Source organism: Cellulosimicrobium sp. NPDC057127 (assembly GCF_042670945.1).
Taxonomy (GTDB): Bacteria; Actinomycetota; Actinomycetes; order Actinomycetales; family Cellulomonadaceae; genus Cellulosimicrobium.
Window position 1 is genome coordinate 1 of sequence record NZ_JBHUUP010000004.1, and the last position, 23603, is coordinate 23603.

The 23603-nt window shown below is 76.1% G+C and carries 22 protein-coding genes; 12 read left to right on the forward strand and 10 right to left on the reverse strand.

The window, feature by feature from the left end; all coding sequences use genetic code 11:
- Positions 1-86 precede the first annotated feature (86 nt).
- From ACFTZA_RS05025 to ACFTZA_RS05035, 3 genes are all read right to left on the reverse strand, one after another.
- The gene (locus tag ACFTZA_RS05025) at positions 87-1784 is read right to left on the reverse strand and encodes a hypothetical protein (protein ID WP_378191449.1); all 1698 of its coding nucleotides are present in this window, start codon (positions 1782-1784) and stop codon (positions 87-89) included.
- Positions 1785-1867: 83 nt separating this feature from the next.
- The gene (locus tag ACFTZA_RS05030; protein WP_378191451.1) at positions 1868-3091 is read right to left on the reverse strand and encodes a hypothetical protein; all 1224 of its coding nucleotides are present in this window, start codon (positions 3089-3091) and stop codon (positions 1868-1870) included.
- Between the two features lie 133 nt (positions 3092-3224).
- A complete protein-coding gene (locus ACFTZA_RS05035; RefSeq protein WP_378191453.1) occupies positions 3225-4379 on the reverse strand; it encodes a VIT1/CCC1 family protein in 1155 nt (384 codons plus the stop codon).
- A gap of 149 nt (positions 4380-4528) precedes the next feature.
- Here ACFTZA_RS05035 and ACFTZA_RS05040 point away from each other — a divergent pair, with 149 nt between their 5' ends.
- Positions 4529-4900, forward strand: a complete 372-nt coding sequence (locus tag ACFTZA_RS05040) for an FKBP-type peptidyl-prolyl cis-trans isomerase (RefSeq protein ID WP_378191455.1) — start codon at positions 4529-4531, stop codon at positions 4898-4900.
- Positions 4901-4913: 13 nt separating this feature from the next.
- On the opposite strand, the gene ACFTZA_RS05045 is transcribed toward ACFTZA_RS05040, so the two are convergent.
- A complete protein-coding gene (locus ACFTZA_RS05045; protein WP_378191458.1) occupies positions 4914-5678 on the reverse strand; it encodes a DedA family protein in 765 nt (254 codons plus the stop codon).
- A 211-nt stretch (positions 5679-5889) separates the two neighbouring features.
- On the opposite strand from ACFTZA_RS05045, the gene ACFTZA_RS05050 reads away from it, so the two are divergent.
- On the forward strand, positions 5890-6465 hold the full coding sequence (locus tag ACFTZA_RS05050; RefSeq protein ID WP_378191460.1) for a ribonuclease H: 576 nt from the start codon (positions 5890-5892) through the stop codon (positions 6463-6465).
- A gap of 34 nt (positions 6466-6499) precedes the next feature.
- Complete coding sequence (locus ACFTZA_RS05055; RefSeq protein WP_378191462.1) at positions 6500-7522, forward strand: DNA-3-methyladenine glycosylase family protein; 1023 nt, start codon at positions 6500-6502, stop codon at positions 7520-7522.
- Positions 7523-7569: 47 nt separating this feature from the next.
- Here ACFTZA_RS05055 and ACFTZA_RS05060 read toward each other — a convergent pair whose 3' ends face one another.
- The 3 genes from ACFTZA_RS05060 to ACFTZA_RS05070 all read right to left on the reverse strand — a co-directional run bounded on the left by ACFTZA_RS05060 (position 7570) and on the right by ACFTZA_RS05070 (position 9316).
- Positions 7570-7764, reverse strand: coding sequence for a hypothetical protein (locus tag ACFTZA_RS05060; RefSeq protein ID WP_378191464.1), 195 nt, complete (start codon positions 7762-7764; stop codon positions 7570-7572).
- A 139-nt stretch (positions 7765-7903) separates the two neighbouring features.
- The gene (locus ACFTZA_RS05065; protein ID WP_378191466.1) at positions 7904-8599 is read right to left on the reverse strand and encodes a DsbA family protein; all 696 of its coding nucleotides are present in this window, start codon (positions 8597-8599) and stop codon (positions 7904-7906) included.
- Positions 8600-8623: 24 nt separating this feature from the next.
- Positions 8624-9316: a DinB family protein gene (locus ACFTZA_RS05070; protein ID WP_378191468.1), complete on the reverse strand. Its 693-nt coding sequence runs from the start codon at positions 9314-9316 to the stop codon at positions 8624-8626.
- Between the two features lie 286 nt (positions 9317-9602).
- Here ACFTZA_RS05070 and ACFTZA_RS05075 point away from each other — a divergent pair, with 286 nt between their 5' ends.
- Both ACFTZA_RS05075 and ACFTZA_RS05080 read left to right on the forward strand, forming a co-directional pair.
- Positions 9603-10298, forward strand: a complete 696-nt coding sequence (locus tag ACFTZA_RS05075) for a histidine phosphatase family protein (protein ID WP_378191470.1) — start codon at positions 9603-9605, stop codon at positions 10296-10298.
- A gap of 50 nt (positions 10299-10348) precedes the next feature.
- Positions 10349-10915, forward strand: a complete 567-nt coding sequence (locus tag ACFTZA_RS05080; RefSeq protein ID WP_378191473.1) for a PH domain-containing protein — start codon at positions 10349-10351, stop codon at positions 10913-10915.
- Positions 10916-10960: 45 nt separating this feature from the next.
- Here the strand turns inward: ACFTZA_RS05080 and ACFTZA_RS05085 are convergent, their stop codons facing one another.
- Positions 10961-11686, reverse strand: a complete 726-nt coding sequence (locus ACFTZA_RS05085; RefSeq protein ID WP_378191475.1) for an MOSC domain-containing protein — start codon at positions 11684-11686, stop codon at positions 10961-10963.
- 73 nt (positions 11687-11759) lie between these two features.
- Here ACFTZA_RS05085 and ACFTZA_RS05090 point away from each other — a divergent pair, with 73 nt between their 5' ends.
- The 6 genes from ACFTZA_RS05090 (at position 11760) to ACFTZA_RS05115 (ending at position 18577) form a co-directional block, all read left to right on the forward strand.
- Positions 11760-12377 carry a class I SAM-dependent methyltransferase gene (locus ACFTZA_RS05090; protein WP_378191477.1) on the forward strand — a complete coding sequence of 206 codons (618 nt, stop codon included), beginning with the start codon at positions 11760-11762 and terminating at the stop codon, positions 12375-12377.
- The gene (locus tag ACFTZA_RS05095; protein WP_378191479.1) at positions 12374-12646 is read left to right on the forward strand and encodes a hypothetical protein; all 273 of its coding nucleotides are present in this window, start codon (positions 12374-12376) and stop codon (positions 12644-12646) included. The genes ACFTZA_RS05090 and ACFTZA_RS05095 overlap by 4 nt, the downstream gene beginning before the upstream one ends.
- 85 nt (positions 12647-12731) lie before the next feature.
- Positions 12732-14516 carry an AMP-binding protein gene (locus tag ACFTZA_RS05100; RefSeq protein WP_378191913.1) on the forward strand — a complete coding sequence of 595 codons (1785 nt, stop codon included), beginning with the start codon at positions 12732-12734 and terminating at the stop codon, positions 14514-14516.
- 151 nt (positions 14517-14667) lie between these two features.
- Positions 14668-16083 (forward strand): NAD(P)/FAD-dependent oxidoreductase, encoded by a 1416-nt coding sequence (locus ACFTZA_RS05105; protein WP_378191482.1) that lies wholly within the window; start codon positions 14668-14670, stop codon positions 16081-16083.
- Positions 16084-16150: 67 nt separating this feature from the next.
- A complete protein-coding gene (locus ACFTZA_RS05110) occupies positions 16151-16654 on the forward strand; it encodes a hypothetical protein (protein ID WP_378191484.1) in 504 nt (167 codons plus the stop codon).
- Between the two features lie 141 nt (positions 16655-16795).
- Complete coding sequence (locus ACFTZA_RS05115) at positions 16796-18577, forward strand: M28 family peptidase (RefSeq protein ID WP_378191487.1); 1782 nt, start codon at positions 16796-16798, stop codon at positions 18575-18577.
- Between the two features lie 84 nt (positions 18578-18661).
- On the opposite strand, the gene ACFTZA_RS05120 is transcribed toward ACFTZA_RS05115, so the two are convergent.
- A complete protein-coding gene (locus ACFTZA_RS05120) occupies positions 18662-19321 on the reverse strand; it encodes an SDR family oxidoreductase (protein ID WP_378191490.1) in 660 nt (219 codons plus the stop codon).
- Between the two features lie 227 nt (positions 19322-19548).
- On the opposite strand from ACFTZA_RS05120, the gene ACFTZA_RS05125 reads away from it, so the two are divergent.
- On the forward strand, positions 19549-21819 hold the full coding sequence (locus ACFTZA_RS05125; RefSeq protein ID WP_378191915.1) for an alpha-galactosidase: 2271 nt from the start codon (positions 19549-19551) through the stop codon (positions 21817-21819).
- Here ACFTZA_RS05125 and ACFTZA_RS05130 read toward each other — a convergent pair.
- Complete coding sequence (locus tag ACFTZA_RS05130; protein WP_378191492.1) at positions 21812-23515, reverse strand: acyltransferase; 1704 nt, start codon at positions 23513-23515, stop codon at positions 21812-21814. The genes ACFTZA_RS05125 and ACFTZA_RS05130 overlap by 8 nt on opposite strands.
- Positions 23516-23603: the final 88 nt, after the last annotated feature.

The window sequence follows — 23603 nt, forward strand, 5'->3', positions numbered from 1 at the left end:
GCGCCGCGCACCGCGCGCGGCGCCGCCCGTCAGCGGGGCCGGCGACACCTGTGCCGCCGGCCCCGGTGCTCTCCGGGGCTACCCGGTCAGACCCGGCCGCGGTCGGTGAAGACCGGGGCGTAGGCGTCCGGGTCCGCGAGCCGCGGCCGACGACGCAGGCCGCGCAGCGCCAGCCCGAGCGCCGTGAGCAGCCCCGCCATCACCAGGAGCCCGAGGTCGCCCCCGGCACCCGTCATGGCCAGCTCCGCCGGCCCCGAGGCCGCCGTCCACGTGCCCGAGCCGGCGGCCGACGCCGTCACGCCCGCCGGGTACGACACCCGCACCACCGTCTCGCCCGGGTCGGTCGGGTCCGTGCCGTCACCCGGCTGCGTCGGGTCGGTCGGGTCCGTCGGGCCCGTGGGGTCGGTCGGGTCCGTCGGGTCCGTCGGGTCCGTCGGGTCCGTCGGGTCCGTCGGGTCCGTCGGGTCCGTCGGGTCCGTCGGGTCCGTCGGGTCCGTCGGGTCGGTCGGGTCGACGGCTGCCGGGCACGCGGCTGCCGCGTCGCCCAGGAGCCCCACGCCGATGCAGGAGACGTCGACCGGTACCGCGACCGGGAGGTCGACGTCGAGCCGCGGGAGCCCGTCGAGCAGACCCTCGTCACCCAGCACCTCGTCGAGCAGCCCCTCGTCGAACAGCCCCTCGCTGCCGGAACCGTCCCCACCGAGGACACCGTCGCCCAGCAGGTCGTCGACGAGCCCGTCGTCACCGAGCAGGTCGTCGACCAGCTCGTCGTCACCCAGCAGGCCGTCGAGCAGCCCGTCGTCGACCAGCCCGTCCCCGAGGAGACCGCCGTCGAGGAGACCGCCGTCGTCGGAGCCGCTCCCGGCGTCCGAGCCGGGGCCGTCGGTCGTGCCCGAGCCGACGACCGCGTCTCCGATGACGCCCACCGCGACGTCCGACACGTCCACCGGCACCGTGACCGGCACGTCCACGTCGATCCCGTCCGACACGGCACCGTCCGGCTGGCCGCCGTCCGTCGCGCCGCCATCGGCCGGAGCCGTGGGCGTCTCGCCGCCCTCGGTCGAGCCCGCGCCGACGACCGCGTCACCGACGACGCCCACCGCGACGTCCGACACGTCCACCGGCACCGTGACCGGCACGTCCACGTCGATGCCGTCCGACGAGCCCTCGGCCGGCGGGGCCGTCGGAGCAGCGGCGTCCTGCTCCGGGCTCTCGCCGCCCGAGACCGCGGCGTCGCCCAGGAGACCCACCGCGACGTCCGACACGGAGACCGGGACGTCAACCGGCACGTCGACGTCCACGTCGGAGGGCTGTGCCGGTGACTGCTCCGCCGGGGCGGGGGCTGCAGGAGCCGGTGCCGCCTGCTGCCCGGCAGGCGCGGGTGCCACCGTGGCGTCGCCCAGGACGCCTGCGGCCACCCCCGAGACGTCGACCGGCACGTTCACCGGCACGTCGACGTCCACGTCGGCCGGCTCCGCGGGTGCCGGAGCCGGATCAGGCGCGGGGGCGGGCGCCGGGGCGGGCGCCGGGGCCTGCTGGACGGTCGCGTCGCCCAGGGCGCCGACCGCGACGTCGGACACGGAGACCGGGACGTGCACGGGCACGTCGACGGAGACGTCGGGCAGGACGTCGGTGACCTCGCTCAGCTGAGCGTCCACCGAGACGTCGAGTCCGAGATCGCCGAGGACGTCGCCCTCGGCTGCGTGGGCCGCACCGGCCCCGACGACCACGAGGCCGCCCGTGACGAGCGCTGTACGCAGCGCACGCCGGAGGAAGACATGCATGATGTTCTCTTTTCCTGGTCTGAGGTGTGATGGCGCGTCAGCGCCGGGCCGCGTGCCGTGCGCGCAGGCACGGCCGGGCCGCCTCAGGCAGGAGAAACAGGGACCTCGAAGAAGGTCGTGGGGTGGCCGGACCGCGCGTCGTCGGCGACCGCGGCCCAGCTCCGCAGGGAGATCACGAGGGCGTCGGCGCCGACGGCGGCGTCCGCGCCGCCCGCGGTCGTGCGCGACGTCGCGGAGCCCGACGGCCCGGCCCCGGTCGCGACGGCGTCACCGCTCCCGCCGAGCGCTCCGTCGCCGCCGAGGGCGACCGCGAGGCCGCTCGCGGAGAGGGCCGCGGTGGGCGCGGGAGCCGAGGTGCCGGCGCTGCCGGGTCCGCTCGCACGGACGGCCGCGTCGGCGACGGGCGCCCGGTGGGCAGGGTCGGGTGCCAGGAGCGGGGCCGCGGCGTCGACCACCGCTGGCGGCACGGCAGCGCGCCCAGGCGCCTGCGGCGGGTCCCGCGGGTCGGGCGCAGGGGCGCCGGGGACCCCCGGCGTCCCACCGGAGCCGTCCCCGTCGGGCGACGGCAGGACCGGAGCCAGCGGCTCGATCGGCGCCAGCGGGTCGAGCACGGGACCGAGGACGGGGTCGGTGACCGGCGCGAGCACGTCCGTGACGGGCGTGAGCAGGTCGAGCACCGGCGAGGTCACGGGCGCGAGCGGCGACGTCGCGCCGACGACCGGGTCGAGCACCGGCGCGAGCGCCTCGACGACGGGGGCCAGGCTCGGCAGCACGGCGTCCGCGACGGGCGTGGTGACGGGGGCGACGACCTCGACCGCCGGGTCGAGCGCGGGAGCCGCGGGCTCGACCACGCTCTCGACGACCGGCGCGACGGGCTCCACGACCGCCTCCACGACGGGCGCGACCGGCTCGGCCACGGTCTCCAGGACCGGTGCCGCCGGCTCCGTCACCGTCTCGACGACGGGAGCCACCGGCTCGGTCACCGCCTCGGCCACGGGAGCCACGGGTCGGACGACGTCGCGCACGACCGGCTCGACGACCGGCGTCACGACCTTCTCGACCACGGGGTCGAGGACAGGCTCCACGACGTCGTCCACCAGCGGGTCGACGACCGTCCCGACGGTCGAGGTCACGGGGTCGAGGACCGCGCCGATCCCCAGCGGGTCGTGCTCGGCGGCGGTCGCGCCGCCGGCCGTCGCGATCGCGAGGCCCGTGCCCAGCCCGGCCCCGGCGACGGCCGTCAGCCCGCGCAGGAGCCAGCGGCGGGCGCGCGTGCGCGCACCCTGCGCCTCCTGCGTGCCGTGCATGACCGCCCCCTGAACCGGATCGCCTGTCCCGGCCGGATCGACACCGACCGCGGGAACACGCTAACCACAGAGACGAACGTCACACCACCGGAGGGCGGCTTTCACCCGGACTTCACCCGACGGTGGCGCCACCTCATCCGACGGTGGCGCCGAACACGAGTCCGAGGACGTACGTCGCGGCGGCGGCACCGAGGCCGATCGCGACCTGGCGCAGCGCCCGCGTGACCGGCGACGTGCCGGACAGCAGACCCACGGTGGCGCCGGTCGCGAGGAGCGCGAGAGTGACGAGGCCCGAGGCGACCGCGACGGCGACGAAGCCGCTGAGGCCGAGCAGGTAGGGCAGGACGGGGACGAGCGCTCCCGACGCGAAGAAGAGGAACGACGACACCGCCGCCCCGAGGGCGGTCCCGTGGGTCTCGTGCTCGTCGCCCGACGGCGCGGGGGCGATGACGGTCTGCGCGGTGTACGTGTCGAGGACGTCGCGCGCGTGGGTCTCGGCCTCGGCCGCCGACATCCCGCGCGCCCGGTAGACGAGCGCGAGCTCGTTCGCGTCGACGTCGAGGTCGGGCAGCGCCGCGGACGCCTGCGGGCTGGGCGTCGACGCGTCCAGCAGCTCCCGCTGGGAGCGCACCGACACGTACTCCCCCGCGCCCATGGACAGCGCGCCCGCCAGGAGCCCGGCGAGGCCGGACAGGAGCACGGTCGACGTCGACGCGCCCGAGGCGCCGATGCCGAGGATCAGCGCCAGGTTCGACACGAGACCGTCGTTCGCCCCGAACACCGCGGCGCGGAACGTCCCCGACAGGCGGTTGCGCCCACGCGTCGCGAGCCCGCGCACGACCTCCTCGTGGATCCGCTCGTCGGCCGCCATGGAAGGCGTCGCGTCGGCGTCGGTGCCGTAGGACGAGCGCGACTCCGCCCGCTGGGCCAGCGCGAGCACGAACACGCCGCCGAACCGTCGCGCGAGCCACCCGAGCGTGCGGGTGCGCCGGTCGCCGGGCAGCGGTCGCCCGACGTCGGCCCCGAGGAGGTCGAGCCAGTGCTGCTCGTGACGCCCCTCCGCCTCCGCGAGCGCCAGGAGGATCTCGCGCTCCTCGCCCGTGCGCCGGCTCGCGAGGTCGCGGTACGCCGCGGCCTCGGCCCGCTCGTCGGCGAGGTAGCGGCGCCAGCGCCGCACGTCGCGCACGCTGCGCCGCTGCCCGACGACGCCCGGCACGTCGGTGGGGTGCGCAGGCTCGGTCGCGCCGTCGGCGGGCACACCGGGGCCGGGGTCGGCAGGGGTGGGCATGCCTCCATGATGGCGATCCGGCGCCCGTCCGTGTTTCGCCTGTCCGAACGCCGGCGCCGCGGGTGGCCGCGTCCGCGCGCGCGGAGGCCCGCTCGGCGGCGCACCTGCTCGGCTCTCGTCGGCGTGGCCCTCGTGGTTGGATCGAGGGCATGACCACACAGCCTGAACGCCCCGAGATCGACGCCCCCGAGGGCCCCGCGCCCACCGAGCTCGTCGTCGAGGACATCGTCGTCGGCGAGGGACCGGAGGCCGCCGCCGGGTCGACGGTCGACGTGCACTACCTCGGCGTCGAGTACGAGACCGGCGAGGAGTTCGACGCGTCGTGGAACCGCGGCCAGTCGATCAACTTCCCGCTCCGCAGCCTCATCGCCGGCTGGCAGCAGGGCATCCCCGGCATGAAGGTCGGCGGGCGCCGAAAGCTCGTCGTCCCGCCGGAGCTCGCGTACGGCCCGGCCGGTGCCGGCCACCGCCTGTCCGGCAAGACGCTGATCTTCGTGATCGACCTGCTCGGGGTCTCCTGACCGAACGCCGGGTTCAGCCCACCGACGAGCAGCTCGGGGGGCGGGACGTGCCGGGTCGTGGCGGGACCGGCGGGAGCGCCTGAGGGACGAGGGTGCGGACCGGAGACCCGGCACGTCCCGCCCCCCGAGCCACGTCCCCGCGCCCCGAGCGCGCCGCGACGACCCGGTCGACGACGACCCCCACCACCGTGCCCACGACGACACCGATGGCCACGGCCAGCAGCGGCTGGTCTCCGACCCATCGCGCCGCGAGCGTCCCGACGGCGACCGTCCACCCGGCCCAGGCGGTCGCCGCGACCGCGGACAGCGCCATGAAGCGGCGGCGCGGGAACCCGACCGCCCCCGCGGTGACGTTCACCGCGGTGCGCCCCACGGGCACGAAGCGGGCGCCGAGCACGACCGACGCGCCGCGACGGGCGAGCGCGCCGCCCGCCCACGCGACCGCGCGTCGTCCGCGGGGGCCGCGCAGCACACGCACGCGGTCCGTGCCGACGGCGCGGCCCACCGCGTACGCGAGCTGGTCGCCGCACCACGCCCCGACGGCGGCGACGAGGACCACGACCCACCAGGGGAACCCGTCGCCCGCCTGCGCCGCGACGGCGAGCGTGACGACGACCGTCTCGCCCGGCACGGGCGGGAAGAGCCCGTCGAGGGCGGTCGTCACGACGAGCGCCGGCAGCGCCCACGCGGAGTCGACGAGCGCCAGCACCCAGTCCTCGAGCTGTCCCCACAGCGCCACGATCCCGTCCACCATGCCCTCAAGGCTGCCGGTGGGCACCCACCACCACCATGGGGTATCCCCCCGGTTCGTCCCTGATGTTCCTCCCGTACGGCTCAGGACGAGGCGGCGCGGTGGACCGTGCTCGGCGGGTCGGGGGACGGGTGCGCCCGGCACCCCGTCCGGCAGGGGAGAATGGACGCCGAGCACCCACCTCCGCGCCGCGGCGAGGAGGTCCGTGATCGAGAAGCACCGTGGATCGAGGAGCGCCGTGATCACTGTCAGCACCGACGGCTCGTGCCTGAGCAACCCGGGCGGAGCGATCGGATGGGCGTGGATCAACCACGACGGGTCGTTCGACGCGGGCGGCGCGGCGAGCGGGACCAACCAGGTCGCCGAGCTGACCGCCCTCCTCCAGGCGGTGCGCGCCCACCCCGGCGCCGAGCCTCTCCTCATCGAGTCCGACTCGCAGTACGCCATCAAGTGCGCCTCCGAGTGGGTCGTGGCGTGGAAGCGCAAGGGCTGGCGGACGGCGGGCGGGCAGCCGGTGAAGAACCTCGAGCTCGTCCAGGCGATCGACCGCGCCATCACCGAGCGCGCCGGCCCGGTGCGGTTCCGGTGGGTGCGCGGGCACGTGGGCGACCCGTTCAACGAGCGCGCCGACCAGCTCGCCGGCCTGGCCGCGCAGGACTGGGCGGCGGGCCGCGGGGACGTCGACGGCACGCTCGTGCCGGAGCTGGGCGACCCGACGGCGTCACCGGGCCGCGCGCCGTCGTCGGCGGGCGTCTCCGCGTCCCGGGCGGCCGCCGCGGAGCCGGCGTGGGACATGGACACCCTCTTCGACTGACGCCACCGCTCGTCGCGGGTGCGACCATGGACGGGTGACCGTCCTGCCGAGCACGGGCCTGCCGCCCGCCGAGCACGGGATCGACGACCGTTCCCGCCCGGACCCGGTGGACGATCCCGAGGTCGGCGGTGGCGAGCCCCGTGCTCGACGCCTGGCGTCGCGCCGTCCGCTCGACCTGCACCTCACGCTGGCCCGCCTCGCCCGCGGCCCGTACGACCCGACGTTCCGTCGGACACCCGGGGGCGACGTCTGGCGCACCAGCCGCCTGCCGTCCGGGCCGGCGACGTGCCGGCTCGTCCAGGCCGGCCCGCAGGACGTCGTCGCGCACGCGTGGGGACCGGGGGCCGAGGAGGCGCTCGACGGGCTCCCACACCTGCTGGGCGAGCACGACGACGACGCGGGCTTCGTCCCGCCCCCGCAGCTGCGCGACGCGCACCGGCGCGCGCACGGTCTGCGCATCCCCCGCACGGGCCGCGTCCTCGAGTCGCTCGTGCCCGCGGTCCTCGAGCAGCGGGTCCAGAGCGTCGCCGCCTGGCGGTCGTGGGGCTGGCTGCTGCGCCGCTACGGCGAGCGCGCGCCCGGCCCCGCGGGCGAGGCCGGCATGCTCGTCGTGCCCGACGCCGCGACGTGGGCGGGCGTCCCGTCCTGGGACTGGCACCGGGCCGGGGTCGACCCGGCGCGGGCGCGCACCGTCGGCGCGGCCGCGCGCGTCGCACGGCGGCTCGAGGAGTGCCCGGCGGTGCTCGACGCGCACGGCGCGCCCGCCGCGCACGCGCGCCTCCAGCTCGTCCCCGGCATCGGGGTGTGGACCGCGGCGGAGGTCGCGCAGCGCGCCCTGGGAGACGCCGACGCCGTCTCGGTCGGCGACTTCCACCTCGCGAAGGCGGTCGGCTGGGCGCTGACCGGCGAGCGCGCGGACGACGAGCGCATGCTCGAGCTCCTCGCGCCCTACGCGCCGCACCGCTACCGGGTCGTCCGGCTCCTGGAGATCTCCGGGCGCGCCCGTCCGCCGGCCCGCGGGCCGCGGCTGTCGATCCAGGACCACCGCCGGAACTGACGACCGTCCGGGTCCGACGGCCGCCCGGGAGCGTCACGCCACGGACGTCACTCCGGGAGCGCGCACGTCCCGTCGACGCACACGCCCGCGTCGTCCGGGCCGACCATCGTGAAGCCGCCCTCGGCGCGCTGCGGGGCCGCGGCCTCGGAGGCCGAGACGCTGACGAGCGTGGTGCGGCGCGGGTTCGCGATGGAGCGGGAGAGACCTGCGGCGTGCTGGTGGTTCGCCGTGGAGTCGGCCATGGTGATCCTCCTCGTGGGGTTCACGGGCACCGGGAGGGCGGACGGGAGCCGGCGTCGGTGCCGTCCGCCCGCGGTGCGGGTGATTCAGTCTGGACGACACCCCGTCGCCCGGCCACCGGGCCGTGGTGTGAGGTGGGCCTCAGACGCCGGCGGCCTCGCGCGCCGCCTCCTCGAGCACCTGGACGAACACCGCCGGGTCCTGGGCGCCGGAGACGCCGTAGCGTCCGTCGACCACGAAGAACGGGACCCCGTTGATGCCGTAGGCACGCGCCTGCTCGATGTCCTCCTGGACGTCGTCCGCGTACCGGTGGTCCTCGAGGGCGGCGACGACCTCGCCGCGGTCGAGCCCCACCTCCGCCGCGAGGTCGGCGAGCACGTCGACGCGGCCCACGTGGCGGCCCTCCTCGAAGTACGCCTTGAGCAGGCGCTCCTTCATCTCGACCTGCCGCCCGTGCGCCTTCGCGTGGTGGAGCAGCTCGTGCGCGGTGAGCGTCTTCGTGTGCCGGAGGGCGTCGAAGTCGTACGCGAGCCCCTCGGCCGCGGCGAGCTGCGTCATCTGCGCGAGCATCTGCTCGACCTGCGCGGGCGGCATGCCCTTGTGGCCGGCGAGGAAGTCGACCTCGGTGCCCTCGAAGTCCACGGGCGTGTCGGGGGCGAGCTCGAACGAGTGGTACTCGATCTCGACGCGCGCCGGGAAGCCGCGCTCCGCCAGGCGGTCGAGCGCCGTCTCGAGGCGGCGCTTGCCGACGTAGCACCACGGGCACGCGACGTCCGACCAGATGTCGACGCGCACGACCGCGGGGGCAGGGGAAGGCGTCGGGGAAGAGTCCGTCATGGACGGGTCAACCGGGCGTCGTCGTCACGGATTCCCCGCACCTGCTGTGACGTGCGCCGCGCGGTAGAGGTCCTGGAGCACCATGATCTCGGCGCCGTGGTGGATGAGCTCGCGGTTGAGGTGCGCCACGAGGTGGGCGAACGGCGACTGCGCGTCGATCTCCGTGGCCTGGCTCAGCCCGACGGTGAAGACCTGGTCCTCGGGCAGCGCGTCCACGTCGGCGCGCCACCGCTCGACGACCCCGGCCAGGCCCGCGACCGCGTGCCCGACCTCGCCGGAGAACGTCACGCCGTCGCGCCGCAGCTCGTGCGCGCCGAACGTCCACTCCCAGCGCTCGGTGAACAGCTCGGTGAGGTGCGCCACGAGCCAGGCGATCGTGCGCGGCTGCGCGGAGTCGGGCCCGGCGGGCCACTCCATGACCCACTCGCCCGGCCCGAGCGTGCGCGGCGAGCGCTCCTCGCCCCGGCGCACCACCCGCAGCGCGCCCGGCCCGGGCTCCCACTCGAGCTCGGCCTGCGTGAGCGTCGCGAGCCGGCCCGCGAGCTCGAGCCACGAGAACCCGAGCTGGCCACGCACCACCGCGAGCGGCGTCGGCACCGCGAGGATCGACCAGTCGAAGTCGGGACTGCCGTACACCGCCGCGTCGCCCGGCGTCCCGGTCGACGTGCCGCGCTCCGTCTCGTGCTCCGACTCGTGCCCTGTCCGCTGCTCCGTCATCGTGAGCCTCCTCGCCCGTCATGGGCGAGACTAGAGCGCCCCGCCCACACACCGACCGACCGGGAGCCCGTCGTGCGCGTCCGTCCCCGCACCGTCCTGCTCGTCGCGACCGGGATCGCCGTCGTGCTCCTCGCCGCGCTCGTCGTCTTCCTCGCGAGCACGGGGCTCGACGGCGTCGCCGGCTGAACCCGCCGGCTGAACCCGCCCACGGCGCGGTCCCGGCGCGCGGACGACGGCGTGGCGCGCCATGCTGCGGGGGTACCTCTCCGAGCAGGAAGGACGGCGCATGAGCGCACCCGACCGGGCACCCGAGCGAGCATCCGAGCACGCGGACGACCCCGCGGACCGCGCGGCGCCCGACCCCCAGCTGGTCCTCGTGCGGCACGGCGAGACCGAGTGGAGCGCGACGCGCAGGCACACCGGGCGCAGCGACATCCCGCTCACGGTCGCCGGGGAGCAGCAGGCCGTCGCGGCCGGCGTGTGGCTCCAGCGGTGGGCCGACGAGCGCGGCCGGCGGCCCGCCGTCGTGCTGTCCAGCCCGCGGCAGCGCGCACGCCGCACCGCCGAGCTCGCCGGCTTCCCCGACGCCCCCACGGACGACGACCTCGTCGAGTGGGACTACGGCCCCGTCGAGGGCCGCACCTCGCGCGAGATCTCCTCGGAGCTCGGGCGCGAGTGGCTCGTGTTCCGCGACGGCGTCAACGTGCTCGCTGCACCCGACGGCCACCGCGGCGAGGAGCTCGACGACGTCGCGGCCCGCTGTGCGCGCGTGCTCGCCCGGGTGGAACCGACGCTGCGCGACGGGCAGGACGCCGTGGTGTTCGCGCACGGCCACCTGCTGCGCGTGCTCACCACGGTGTGGCTCGGCGTCGACCCCGGGCTGGGCGCCCGGCTGGAGCTGAGCACCGCGACGATCTGCCTGCTCGGGTACGGGCACGGCCTGCGCACGATCGAGGGGTGGAACCTGACCGCGACCGGCTGACCGGTCACGCCCGCGACACCCGGGACGGCCGAGGTGGCACCATGCTCCCCATGGGTCTCAGCGAGAAGCACCTCACCGAGGGCGAGCACGTCGTCATGGAGCTCAAGGAGCATGCCAAGGCGCTGTTCTGGCCCCTCGTGCTGCTCGCGGCCCTCGTGGTGGCCGTGGTCGTCGCCGTGGTGCTCGTGCCGGACGCCGTCGTGCGCTGGGTCGTCGCGGGGCTCGCGCTCGTCGCGGCGGTCGTGTGGGTGCTCGTGCCGTGGCTGCGCTGGCGCACCACCGAGTACACGGTGACCAACAAGCGCATCGCGATGCGCTCCGGCATCATCACGCGGACCGGCCGCGACATCCCGCTCTACCGCATCAACGACGTCAACTACGAGAAGGGACCGGTCGACCGGCTGTTCGGCTGCGGCACGCTCGTCATCTCCGACGCCACCGACAAGCCCGGTCTCGAGCTGCACGACGTGCCCGACGTCGAGGCCGTCCAGGTGCGCCTGCACGACCTGCTGTTCAGCGCGGACGACGGCTCCGACGACGGCGAGTGGCCGCCGAACGAGCCGCCGCGCGGACCGCGCGCCCCGCGGACGCCCCGGATCCCGCGCGCCGGCCGCTGACCGGGCCGGGCTGCCGCCGACCGACCGGGCCGACCGCGGCCGGGCTCAGTCCGCGATCCGCTGCCCCGCGGTGGTCTCGGCGCGCAGCAGCATCTCGGCCGAGAGGGTGACGTCGCCGCCGAGGTGGGCCTCGATCAGCCGCCGGGCGACGTCCGCCGCGCGCTCCGGGTCGGCGCCGCGTGCGGTCCACGCCCCGTACCAGTCCGCGAGCGTCACGCCGTGCTCGGGGCGGTAGCAGACGCCCACCGCGTCGCCCGCGCGCAGCTCGCCCGGGCGGAGCACCCGCAGGTACGCGCCGGTGCGGTTCGCGGCGGCGAACCGCTTGACCCAGCCGTCCTCGCCGAGGCGGCGCGCGAACGTCGAGCACGGCGTGCGCGGCTGCGTCACCTCGAGCAGGGCGGTCCCGACGGTCCACCGCTCCCCCACCACCGCGGCGGTCACGGGGATCCCGCGCACCCGGAGGTTCTCGCCGAAGAGGCCCGGCTCGACGACGCGCCCGAGCTGCTCCGACCACCAGTCGGCGTCGTCCTGCCCGTAGGCGTAGACGGCCTGGTCCTCGCCGCCGTGGTTGGCGCGGTCGGCCTGGAGGTCGGCGTGGAGCCCGAGACGGCGCACCCGCACCGGCCCCTCCACGGGCCGCTTGTCGATCGCGGTGACGCCGACGGGCCCGTCGTCGGGCAGCAGGGCGTGCACGCGGCAGACGGCGAGCACCTCCCCGGTCGGGGCGGACGACGCGAGATCGGTCACGGGGGCGGCGGCGGTCGTGCTCATCCTCGGATTGTGACAGCCCGAGGCCCTCACGAACACAGGTCTGCGCACCGCCGAGCACGGGTAGCCTCGGGCCATGAGCACCGCCCGCCCCTCCCGCTGGGAGCAGAAGGTCGCCGCCGACCCGTCGCACTCCACGTGGTACGTCGAGCGTTTCCGGAGCATGGCGGCCGACGGCGCGGACCTCGCGGGCGAGGCCCGCCTCGTCGACGCGATGCTGCCGCGCGGGGCTCGCGTGCTCGACGCGGGCTGCGGCCCCGGGCGCGTCGGCGCGGAGCTCGCGGCGCGCGGGCACACGGTCGTCGGCGTGGACGTCGACCCGGTGCTGGTCGAGGCGGCACGCGCCGACCACCCCGGTCCCGACTGGCGCGTCGGGGACCTCGCGGAGCTGGACCTGCCCGCGGAGGGTGTCGCCGAGCCGTTCGACGCGATCGTGTGCGCGGGCAACGTCATGACGTTCCTCGCGCCGGGCACGGAGGTCGAGGTGCTGCGACGGTTCGCGGCGCACCTCGCGCCGCAGGGACGCGCCGTCGTCGGCTTCGGCGCCGGGCGCGGCTACGCGGCGGACGCGTTCTTCGCCGACGTGGAGGCGGCGGGACTGCGCGTCGACGTCGCGCTCGCGACGTGGGACCTGCGCCCCTACGAGCCGACGTCCGACTTCCTCGTCGCCGTGCTGTGCCGTCGTACCGCGTGACGCTGGCGGTCGGTCTGCTGCACCCCGGCGCCGATCCCGAGGCGGTCCTGCCCGGCGCGGCCGACGCCGCCCGCGCGCTGACCACGGTCGAGGCGTACGACGTCGGGGTGGTGCGCGGGAGGGCGCGCGTCACCGTGCGGTTCCTCGCGGACGGCGACGAGGCGGCGCACGTCGTCGCTCGTGCCGTGGAGGACGGCGTGCGGGCGCACGCCGCGACGTCGGACCGCCGGGTCACCCGGCGCTGGGGAGCACGCTGGTACCCCGCCTGACCGGTCGCCGGCAGCCGCACGCCCGGGACCGCCCGCCGTCCACCACGAAACCTACGCAACCGTAGGTTACGGTGGCGTAGTGAACATGCTGGCGTCGAAACCTTGGATCTCCCGCTACGCGCCGGGCGTCCCGGCCGACGTGGAGATCCCCGACGAGCCCGTCACCGCCACCCTCACCGCGGCGGCCGGCCGGTGGCCCGCGCGCGTCGCCGTCGACTTCTTCGGCGCGACCACCACGTACGCCCGGCTCGCCGCCGAGGTCGAGCGCGCCGCCGGCGCCCTGCACGACCTCGGCGTACGCCGCGGAGACCGCGTCGCGGTCGTGCTGCCCAACAGCACCGCGCACGTCGTCGCGTTCTACGCCGTGCTGCGCCTCGGCGCGGTCGTCGTCGAGCACAACCCGACCTACGCCGCCGACGAGCTCGCGCACCAGCTCGCCGACTCCGGCGCGACCGTCGCGCTGGTGTGGACGAAGGCCGTCCCCGCCGTCCTGGCCGCGCAGGGCCCGCACGGCGGAGCGCCCGCGCTGCGCACAGTCGTCGCGGTGAACATCGCGCGCGACCTGCCACGGGCGTCGCGCCTCGCGCTGCACCTGCCCCTGGCGCGTGCGCGCGCCCAGCGCGACGCGCTGCGCGGCCCCGTCCCCGCGGGCGTGCCCGACTGGCACGACCTCGTGCGGCGCGCCCGGGGCCTGCCCCGGACGATCCCCGCGCCCGTCGGCGACGACGTCGCCCTCATCCAGTACACGGGCGGGACCACCGGCACGCCCAAGGGTGCCGTGCTCACGCACCGCAACCTCCTCGCCAACGTCGTCCAGGGCCAGGCCTGGGCGTCGTTCACCGAGGGCGCCGAGACCGTCTACGGCGTGCTGCCGTTCTTCCACGCGTTCGGCCTGATGTTCTGCCTCACGCTGCCGGCACGCATCGGCGCGACCCTCGTCGCCTTCCCGAAGTTCGACCCGCAGGCCGTCGTCGCCGCGCAGGCGCGCCGCCCCGCGACGTTCCTGCCCGGCGTCGCGCCCATGTTCGACCGCGTCGTCGACGCGGCGCAGGAGCGCGGGACGGGGCGCGGCGGCGACCTGTCGACGATCCGGCTCGCGTTCGCCGGGGCGATGCCGATCACGGCCGAGACCGCGCGCCGCTGGGAGGACGCCACGGGCGGTCTGCTCATCGAGGGCTACGGCATGACGGAGACCTCGCCGGTCGCGCTCGGCAACCCCGTCTCCGACGACCGCCGACCAGGCACGCTCGGGCTGCCGTTCCCGAGCACCGACATCCGCGTCGTCGACGCGGACGCGCTGGACGCCGGGACGCTGCGCGACGCCGAACCCGCCGACGACGGCACCGTGCGGGGCGAGCTCCTCGTCCGGGGGCCGCAGGTCTTCCGCGGGTACTGGAACCGGCCCGAGGAGACGGCGCACCAGCTCCTCGACGAGGGCTGGCTGCGCACCGGCGACGTCGTGCGCGTGCCGGTGACGGGGCCGGACGCCGGGCTCGTCACGCTCGTCGACCGCATCAAGGAGATGATCGTCACCGGCGGGTTCAAGGTGTACCCGTCGCAGGTCGAGGACCACCTGCGGCAGATGCCCGGCGTGCGCGACGTCGCCGTGGTCGGCCTCCCGGGGTCGGGGTCGGACGAGCGCGTCGCGGCGGTCGTCGTCCTCGACGAGGCCGACGGCGCCCCCGCACCTCCGCGCGTCGACCTCGCCGCTGTGCGCGAGTGGGGCGAGCGCCGCCTCGCCCGGTACGCGCTCCCGCGCACGCTCGCCGTCGTGACCGAGCTCCCGCGCTCGCAGATCGGCAAGGTCCTGCGGCGCGTCGTGCGCGACGACCTCGTCGGCCGCGACGACGTCGAGCACCACGGCGGCTGAGCCCTCCCGCTCACCCGGGCCGGGACGAACCGGGCGTGCCGGTTCGCCCGGTCCTCGGACCGGCCGTAACCTGGCAGACGTCGTCGGCGACGTCCGCGGCGCAGGTGGTGGGCGACGTCGGGCCCACCGTCGTCGTCCTGGAGGAGGCCCCGTGCCCGAGCCCGCCCCGTCCGCTCCCGTGCCGCACGTCGTGGTGGTCGGCGCCGGGTTCGCCGGGCTCGAGGCCGTCAAGGAGCTCGCGAAGGCTCCCGTGCGCGTCACCCTGGTGGACCGCCGCGTCTACAACACGTTCCAGCCGCTGCTGTACCAGGTGGCCACCGGGGGCCTGAACCCCGGCGACGTCACGTACTTCCTGCGCGGCCTGCGCCTCAAGCAGAAGAACGTGCGCGTCGTGCACGAGCACCTCGTCGGCATCGACCACGAGGCCCGCCGGATCCGGCTCCTCAACGACGAGTGGGTCGACTACGACTACCTCGTGCTCGCGAACGGCGTGACGACGAACTTCTTCGGCACCCCGGGCGCCAAGGAGCACGCGTTCCCCATGTACTCGCGGTCCCAGGCCATGCGGATCCGCGACACCCTCTTCATCCGGCTGGAGAAGGCGGCGGCCACGCCGCGCACCGACGACGGCCTCCGGGTCGTCGTGGTGGGCGGCGGCGCGACCGGGGTCGAGGTCGCGGGCGCCCTCGCCGAGCTGCGCACCGCCGGCCTGCGGCCCGCCTACCCGGAGATCCACGGCGACGCGTTCGAGGTCAAGATCGTCCAGCGCGGCGGCGAGGTGCTGAAGTCGTTCCACCCGAAGCTGCGCGAGTACGCGGCCCAGGAGCTGCGGCACCGCCACGTCGGCCTGCACCTGGGCGCCGGTGTCGCCGAGGTGCTGCCCGACGCCGTCGTGCTGACCGACGGCACCCGGATCCGCTCGGACCTGACGATCTGGTCCGCGGGCGTCAGCCCGCACGAGGAGGTCGACGACTGGGGCCTGCCGCGCGGGAAGAGCGGACGCGTCGTCGTCGGCGACGACCTCCAGGTCGAGGGCCTGCCCGGGGTGTTCGCCGCCGGGGACGTCGCCGTCTCCCCCGCCGAGCTGCCCCAGCTCGCGCAGCCCGCGATCCAGTCGGGAAAGCAGGTGGCGCGCAACATCCGGGCTCTCGTCGAAGGACGCCCGACGGCGCCGCTGCACTACTTCGACAAGGGCACCATGGCGGTCATCGGCCGCCGTGCGGCGATCGCCGAGGTGGTCGGGAAGATCCGGCTGACGCGCGGCGTCGCCTGGCTGGCCTGGCTGTTCGTCCACATCATGGGGCTCATCGGACCGCGCAACCGCCTCACGACGCTCGCCGGTCTGGTCACGCGGTACGGCTTCCCGTTCCACCGCCGGCCCATCCCCATCGTCGGCGACGTGCCCACCGTCCGGCCCCCGAAGCGCACCGGCGGCGCGCGCACGGCACCGGCTCCCGGCGCGTCGACGTCCGCGGGCACTGGCACTGGCACTGGCGCGAACCCGGACACGGACCCGGCCGCGGGTATGGAGACGCCGGAATCACCCGACTCCGGCGGCGCCCGTTGACAGAACGTCCCGTACCCTCGTAGAGGGCAGGGTGTCGCAGGGGCGGCGCCGCAGAGCAGGGGGCAGCATGCGTCTCGTCGCGCGCAGGAGCGCCGTCGTCGTCACGACGGTCGTCGCCGTCGTGCTCCTCGGGGCGTGCAAGGTCCCCGCCTTCCCCGGCGAACCGGAGCCGACGACGAGCCCCACCGACTCCCCCACGGCCGAGCCGACGGAACCGGGCGAGGACCCGACCGACGAGCCGGGCACCGACCCCACCGAGGAGCCGACGGACGACCCCACGACGGTCCCGGTCGAGCCCGGCGGGTCCGACGGCGTGGAGGTGAGCGTCACCATCGAGCCCGGGTTCTCCATGCCGAACGTCGTCGAGGCGTCGCTCCGGCAGGCCCGCAGTGCCCTCGAGCGCGAGGGCGCCGAGGCGGTGACCGTCGTCGACGCCCGGCGCGGCGGCGAGGTGCGGGGCCGGGCCAACGGGTGGGCGGTGTGCTCGCAGGAGCCCGCGGCGGGCGACTTCACGCGGGTCTCGGTCCCCGTCGTGCTCACCGCGGCACCGAACGAGCGGCAGTGCCGCTGACGGGTCATCTTCTCCCGGCGGGCGCGAGCGCGTACGCTCCCCAGCACACGAGTCCTCGCAGCGTCGCGCGTCTCGTGCGACTCGGCTGACTCCTCGGCACGACCGGGGACGGCCGGCGGGGGCCACTGCCGAGGAGGATGCGTGAGACCACGATCGATCGTCCCGTCCGCAGCTGCCGCGAGCCTCGTGCTCGCCGTGATGACCTCCGCACCCGTGGCCGCCGCCGGCCCCGTGGGTGCAGCACCCGGCGCCGTGCGCGCCGCCGCCGACCCCCTGCCGCTCGAGGACCTCGTCACCGGCGACGCGGTCATGGACCGCCTGGAGGAGCTCCAGGCCATCGCCGACGCGAACGACGGCAACCGGGCGCTGGAGACGCCCGGGTACGAGGCGAGCGCCGCGTACGTCGAGCAGGTGCTCACCGACGCCGGCTACGCGCCCGAGCGCCAGTACTTCACGTTCGAGGACCTCGTGGTCGACGACCTGTCGCTCACGGCCGCGGGCGTGGACGTGACCGAGGACCTGTACGCCGCCGAGTTCGCGCCGGACACACCCGACGAGGGGCTCACGGGCCCGCTCGTCCAGCCCGTCGACGAGATGCGGCACGGCTGCACGGCCGACGCCTGGACCGGGGTCGACGCCACCGACGCCGTCGCGCTCGTGAGCCGCGGCACGTGCGCCTTCTCGGAGAAGGTGCTCGCGGCGTCGCAGGCCGGGGCCGCCGCCGTGATCCTGTACAACAACGCCGACGGCGCGCTGAACCCGACGCTCGGGGCCGAGAACGACGCATGGGTGCCGACCGTCGGCATCCCGCAGGCCGCCGGGCAGGAGATCCTCGCCGCGCTCGAGTCGGGCGCGTTCCCCGAGGCGACCTACGACTACCAGTCGCACGTCGAGGAGTTCGAGTCGTTCAACGTCCTGGCGCAGACCCCCGGCGGGCGCACGAACAACGTCGTCATGGCGGGCGCGCACCTCGACAGCGTCGAGGACGGCGCGGGCATCAACGACAACGGGTCGGGCTCGATGGCGATCCTCGAGGTCGCGGTGCAGCTCGCCGCCGCGGCGGAGGACGGCGGTTGGCCCGACAACGCCGTCCGCTTCGCGTGGTGGGGCGCCGAGGAGGTCGGCCTGCGCGGGTCCACGCACTACGTGACGGACCTCGCCGAGAACGACCCGGAGGCGCTCGAGGACATCGCCACGTACCTCAACTTCGACATGGTCGGCTCGCCGAACTACATCATCGGCGTCTACGACGCCGACGAGTCGACGCACGAGGCCCCGGTCGAGGTCCCGCCGGGCTCGGCCGAGACCGAGGACGTGTTCACGGACTACTTCGACTCCATCGGCCAGCCGTGGGTCGACACCGAGTTCTCGGGCCGCTCCGACTACCAGGCCTTCATCGAGAACGGCGTCCCGGCGTCCGGGCTCTTCACCGGGGCGGACGGCTCGAAGACCGCCGAGGAGGTCGAGCTGTTCGGCGGCACCGAAGGCATCTTCTACGACCCGAACTACCACTCGCCGCAGGACACGATCGACAACGTCGACCCGACGGCGCTCGACATCATGTCCCGGGCGATCGCGCACGCGGTCGCGGTGCTCGCCGACGACACGCTCGCGGTGAACGGGGTGGCGAACCCCGAGCTCGCGGACCTCACCGCGGAGGCGCGCTGCCTCGGCGGGACGGCGTACGTCGCGGTGCGCGCGACGAACGACGAGACGGTGCGCGCCGACGTGCGGATCATCACGCCGTTCGGCCAGCAGAAGTTCGCGGGCGTCGCGCCGGACAGCGCGGCCTACCAGTCGTTCACCTCACGCGCGGCGTCGCTCGAGGCGGGCACCGTGACGGTGCGCGGGTACACGTGGAACGACGGCGACCCGCGGTACCACGCGTACGAGGTGCCGTACGAGGCCGTCAGCTGCGGCTGACACCACGCCCGACGCCGCGGGGCGCGCGCACGTGGTACCGGTGGCCGGGCCCCTCGGGACCCGGCCACCGGTGTGCGCAGGCTGCTAGCGCAGCGCCTCGAGGATCGGCGTGCCGCCGCCGGTGAAGCGCACGAACCGGCCCGCGGTCCCCGGCGTGCGCAGGACCTCGGCCGCAACCATCGCGACGTCGGCCCGCGGCACGCGTGACGCCGCGCCCGTGGGCATGTCGTCCTGCTCGCCGAGGACGGTGATCGCGCCCGTGGGGTCGTCGTCGGTCAGCGTGCCGGGGCCCAGGATCGTCCACTCCAGGTCGGTGGCGCGCAGGTGGTCGTCGGCCGCGAGCTTGGCGTCGGCGTACGGGAAGAACGCGGCGTCCTCGGGGATGCCGTGCTCGGGCACCGACCCGATCCACGACACCATGACGTAGCGGCCGACCCCCGCCGCCCGAGCCGCGTCCATCGAGCGGATCGCGGCGTCCCGGTCGACGGCGTACGTGCGGTCGGGGTTCCCGCCCCCGGCCCCGGCGGCCCACACGACGGCGTCCACGCCCCGCAGCGCCTCCGTGATCTGCTCCGTCGAGGCGTGCTCCACGTCGAGCAGGACGGGCTCGCCGCCGACCTGCCGGACGAACGGTCCCTGCTCGTCCTTGCGGACGATGCCGCTCACCTGGACGTCGCGGTCGACGAGGACGGGCAGCAGCAGACGCGCGACCTTCCCGTGCGCTCCGATGACGGCGACCTTCATGAGGGTGTCCTCTCGCTCGGGGGTGCGGTGCGCCTCCACCGTCGCGCGTCCGCGCGCGCACCGCCAGTCGGCGTCCGCGGCACGACCGCGTGCGCGATCCGTGCCAGGATCGCGGCGTGGCACAGCACGACCCCGCGCAGCACGGTCCCGGCAGCGGCTCCGCGCCGCTCTCCGTCCCCGCGGGCGCCGCGCGCGTCGACGCGCTCGTCCACCTGCGCGCGGACGGCGTGAGCGTGCTCCTCGACGTGCGCGCGGGCGAGCTGCCCGCCGTCGTGCACTGGGGCGACGACCTCGGCCCGCTCGACGCCGCCACCGCGCGCGCGGTCGTCGACGCCGGCGTCCCGCCGCTGCTCGGCAACGTCGTCGATGACCCCGTCCGCGTCGCCCTCGTGCCCGAGGCCCGCACGGGCTGGCTCGGGCGACCGGGCCTCGTCGGCGACCGCGGTGGCCGCGACTGGTCTCCACGCTTCACCACGACGGCGGCGACGCTCGACGGCGCCCCGCTCCCCCACGGCCTCGCCACGGCCGACGGCGGCGGAGCGCTGCGGGTCGAGGCCCGCGACGACGTAGCGCTCCTCGCGCTGACGCTCGACGTCGAGCTCACGCCCGACGGGGTGCTGCGCGCCCGCGCGGCGGTGACGAACGCGGGCGCGCCGTACCGCCTCGACGAGCTCGCCGTCGTGCTGCCCGTACCGCCGCGTGCCCGCGAGCTGCTCGACCTCGCCGGCCGGTGGACGAAGGAGCGCGTCCCGCAGCGCCGCGCGCTGACCGTGGGCACGCACCTGCGCGAAGGCCGGCGGGGCCGCACCGGACCGGACGCCCCGACCCTGCTCACCGCGGGGCTGCCCGGCTTCGGGTTCGCCGACGGCGAGATGTGGGGCGTGCACGTCGCGTGGTCGGGCAACCACCGGCACTGGGCCGAGCGGCTGCCGAGCGGTGAGCAGGTGGTCGGCGGGAGCGAGCTGCTGCTCCCGGGCGAGGTCGTGCTCGGCACCGGCGAGACGTACACGTCGCCGTGGGTCTACGGCGTCCACGGGCACGGGCTCGACGCGCAGGCCGCGCGGCTGCACCGCATGCTGCGGCGTCGGCCCCACCACCCGCGCACGCCGCGCCCCGTGACGCTCAACGTGTGGGAGGCCGTGTACTTCGACCACGACCTGTCGACGCTGCGCGCGCTCGCGGACGCGGCGGCGGAAATCGGCGTCGAGCGGTTCGTGCTCGACGACGGCTGGTTCCGCGGCCGGCGCGACGACACCGCCGGGCTGGGCGACTGGTTCGTCGACGAGGAGGTGTGGCCGGACGGCCTCGGCCCGCTCGCCGACCACGTGCACGGGCTCGGCATGAAGCTCGGCCTGTGGTTCGAGCCCGAGATGGTCAACCTCGACTCCGACCTCGCGCGCGAGCACCCCGACTGGGTCATGGCCACGGGCGGGCGGGTCGGCGTCCCGGCGCGCCACCAGCACGTGCTCGACCTGACGCACCCCGGTGCGGCGGCGTTCGTCCTGGAGCGCATGACCGCGGTGATCGGCGCGTCCGGCGTCGACCACGTGAAGTGGGACCACAACCGCGACCTCGTGGACGCCGGTTCGCCACCCGGCGGGGAGCCGGCCGTCCACGAGCAGACCCTCGCCGCGTACGGGCTCATGGCCGAGCTGCGGCGCCGGTTCCCCGGGCTGGAGATCGAGTCGTGCTCGTCGGGCGGCGGGCGCGTCGACCTCGGCGTCGTCGAGCACACGCAGCGCGTGTGGGCCTCGGACTGCACCGACGCGCTCGAGCGGCAGCAGGTCCAGCCGTGGACGGCGCAGCTCCTGCCGCTGGAGTACGTCGGCGCGCACGTCTCCGCGGACGTCAACCACCAGACGCAGCGCGCGCACTCGCTCTCCTTCCGCGCCGGGACCGCGCTGTTCGGCCACCTCGGTGTGGAGTGGGACCTCACGCGCTCCACGCCCGAGCAGCTCGCGGAGCTGCGCGCGTGGATCGACCTGTACCGGGCCGAGCGCGACCTCCTGCACACCGGGACCCTCGTGCGGATGGACGCCGCCGACCCGGAGTCGCAGCTCGTGTGGGGCGTCGTCGCGCCCGACCGGTCGCGCGCGCTGTTCCAGGTCGCGACCCTCGCCCGCCCGGTGACCGGGCCGCCCGGACGGTTCACGCTGCGCGGGCTCGACCCCGACCGGCGCTACCGCGTCGTGCCGCTCGCGCTCAGCCGCGACGCGTTCGGTGACCGCGTCCCGCCGTGGTTCGGCCTGCCGTCGGCGGACGGCGTCGTCGCGCCCGACGGGGTCACGCCGCGCTCGACGGCGCCGGCGCCCGACGACGTCCCGCGCGGGGCCGTGCTCACCGGCCGGGCCCTCGCCGTCGTGGGGCTCCAGGCCCCCGAGTCCCCGCCCGCGAGCACGCTCGTGCTGCGCGTGGAGGCTGCGGACGGGCCGTCCGACGGCGAGCGACCGGCCGAGGGCGTCGACGGGCCGACCGCCGGGAGGGCCGGCGTCAGCTGAGCGCGGACGCGCGCGGCTCCGGGGCGTGGACGCCGCGCGGGGTCCACCCGAGGAGGTCGGCGACGCCGAGCAGGTCCGCCGCGTACCAGGCGGTCGCGAGCCACATCTCGGTGCCCTGGAGGCTGGGTATGCCCTCGGGGACGCCGGAGGCGGTGTCGCCCCGCGTGCGCCGTGGGCCTGACGGTGCGAACGCGAGCCCGTCAGCGGACCAGCGCGTGAGGACGCCGTCGAGCACGGCCCGCGCGACGTCGGCCACCTCGTCCGTGCGGTAGCCCTCCGCGCCGCAGCGGCGCGCCCAGCGCAGCAGGTGGACGACGTCGAGCGCGTCGCACGCGGTGACCCGTGGCGGGTCCAGCACTCCCGAGGCGGCGTGCCGCAGCACCGTGTCGGTGAGCTCGCGCCCGAGGCCGAGCGGCGTGCCCCACTGGGCGAACGTGCCGCGCACGAGGCGGTACGTCCCGTTGACCGGCTCGCGCCAGCCGTCGCGGGCCCGGGGGGCTCCCCACAGCCCCGTCACGGGGTCGCGGTGCTCGACGAGCCAGCCGACGAGCGCCTCGCGCGCGCCGTCGGGCACGGCGACGCCGGTCTCGCGCGCCCACGTCAGGGCGGTGCCCACGGTGTCGACGACGGACCCGGCACCCCACGCGTTCGTGCCCCACGGCAGCGCGGCGAGCCGTGCGGCGACCTCGCCCGGGGTCGCGCCCGTGCCGGGGACGGCGGGCAGGGCCGAGCCGAGGAGGTCGAGCGCGTACCCGACGGACAGCACGTGGTATCCCTCGGCGCCCCGCGGCCACGCGTCGTCGGCCCGGTGGCTGGGGTCCGGGGCGGCGGCGGTCCCCTCGTGCTCCGCGCCGTGCTCGGGGACACGGCCGTCCGGGCCGACGAGGGCGGTGAGGCGGTCGACGTGCGCGTCGCGGGTGAGACCCGCGGGCACGCCGCCCGCGAGCGCCGCGAGCTCGACGGCGTCGCAGTGCGCGCGGACGGTCGGCGCGGCGCCGGGGGCGTCGCGGTAGCGCTCGCCGTCGAACGCGCGCTCGACGAGCCCGGGCAGGGCCGCGAGCGCGTCGGCGCCGAACTGCTCGACGCGGCGGGCGCGGTCGGCGTCCGGGTCGGCTCGGCGGGGTGCGGGGCGCTCGCCGGTGCGGCGGTCGCGGACCACCCGGGCGGGGTTGCCGACCGCGACGGCGTACGGCGGGACGTCGCGCGTCACGACGGCGCCCGCGCCGATCACCGCGTGCGCCCCGACGGTCACGCCGTCGAGCACGACGACGTGCGCGCCGATCCACACGTCGTCGCCGATCGTGATGCCGCGCGACGTCAGGCCCTGGCGGAAGACGGGGACGTCGACGCGGTCGAACGCGTGGTCGAAGCCGAGGATGCTCGTGCGGCTGCCGATGCGCACGCCGTCGCCGACGGTCACGCGGCCGCGCAGCGCGGCGGCGACGTTGACCGAGCAGTCGGCGCCGATCTCGACGTCGCCCGTGACGTGGGCGTGTGCGGCGATGTAGCTGCGGTCGCCGAGGGCGAAGGTGTCGGCGTCGACCTCGGCGAGGTCGGAGACCACGCAGCCCTCCCCCACCGCGTGGCCGGCGGTGCGCAGCGCGGCGACGCGGTCGTCGTTGGCGGCGCGCTGTTCCGGCGAGGCGGTGGTGTCGAACGTCCAGGGGGCGAAGTCGGGGGTCAGCGGGCCGGGCACGCGCCCCACTCTGGCACAGACGACTCCGCGAGACAGAGGGATCCGCGCGAGGTAGAGGGCGATCGCCCTCTACCTCGCAGGAATCCCT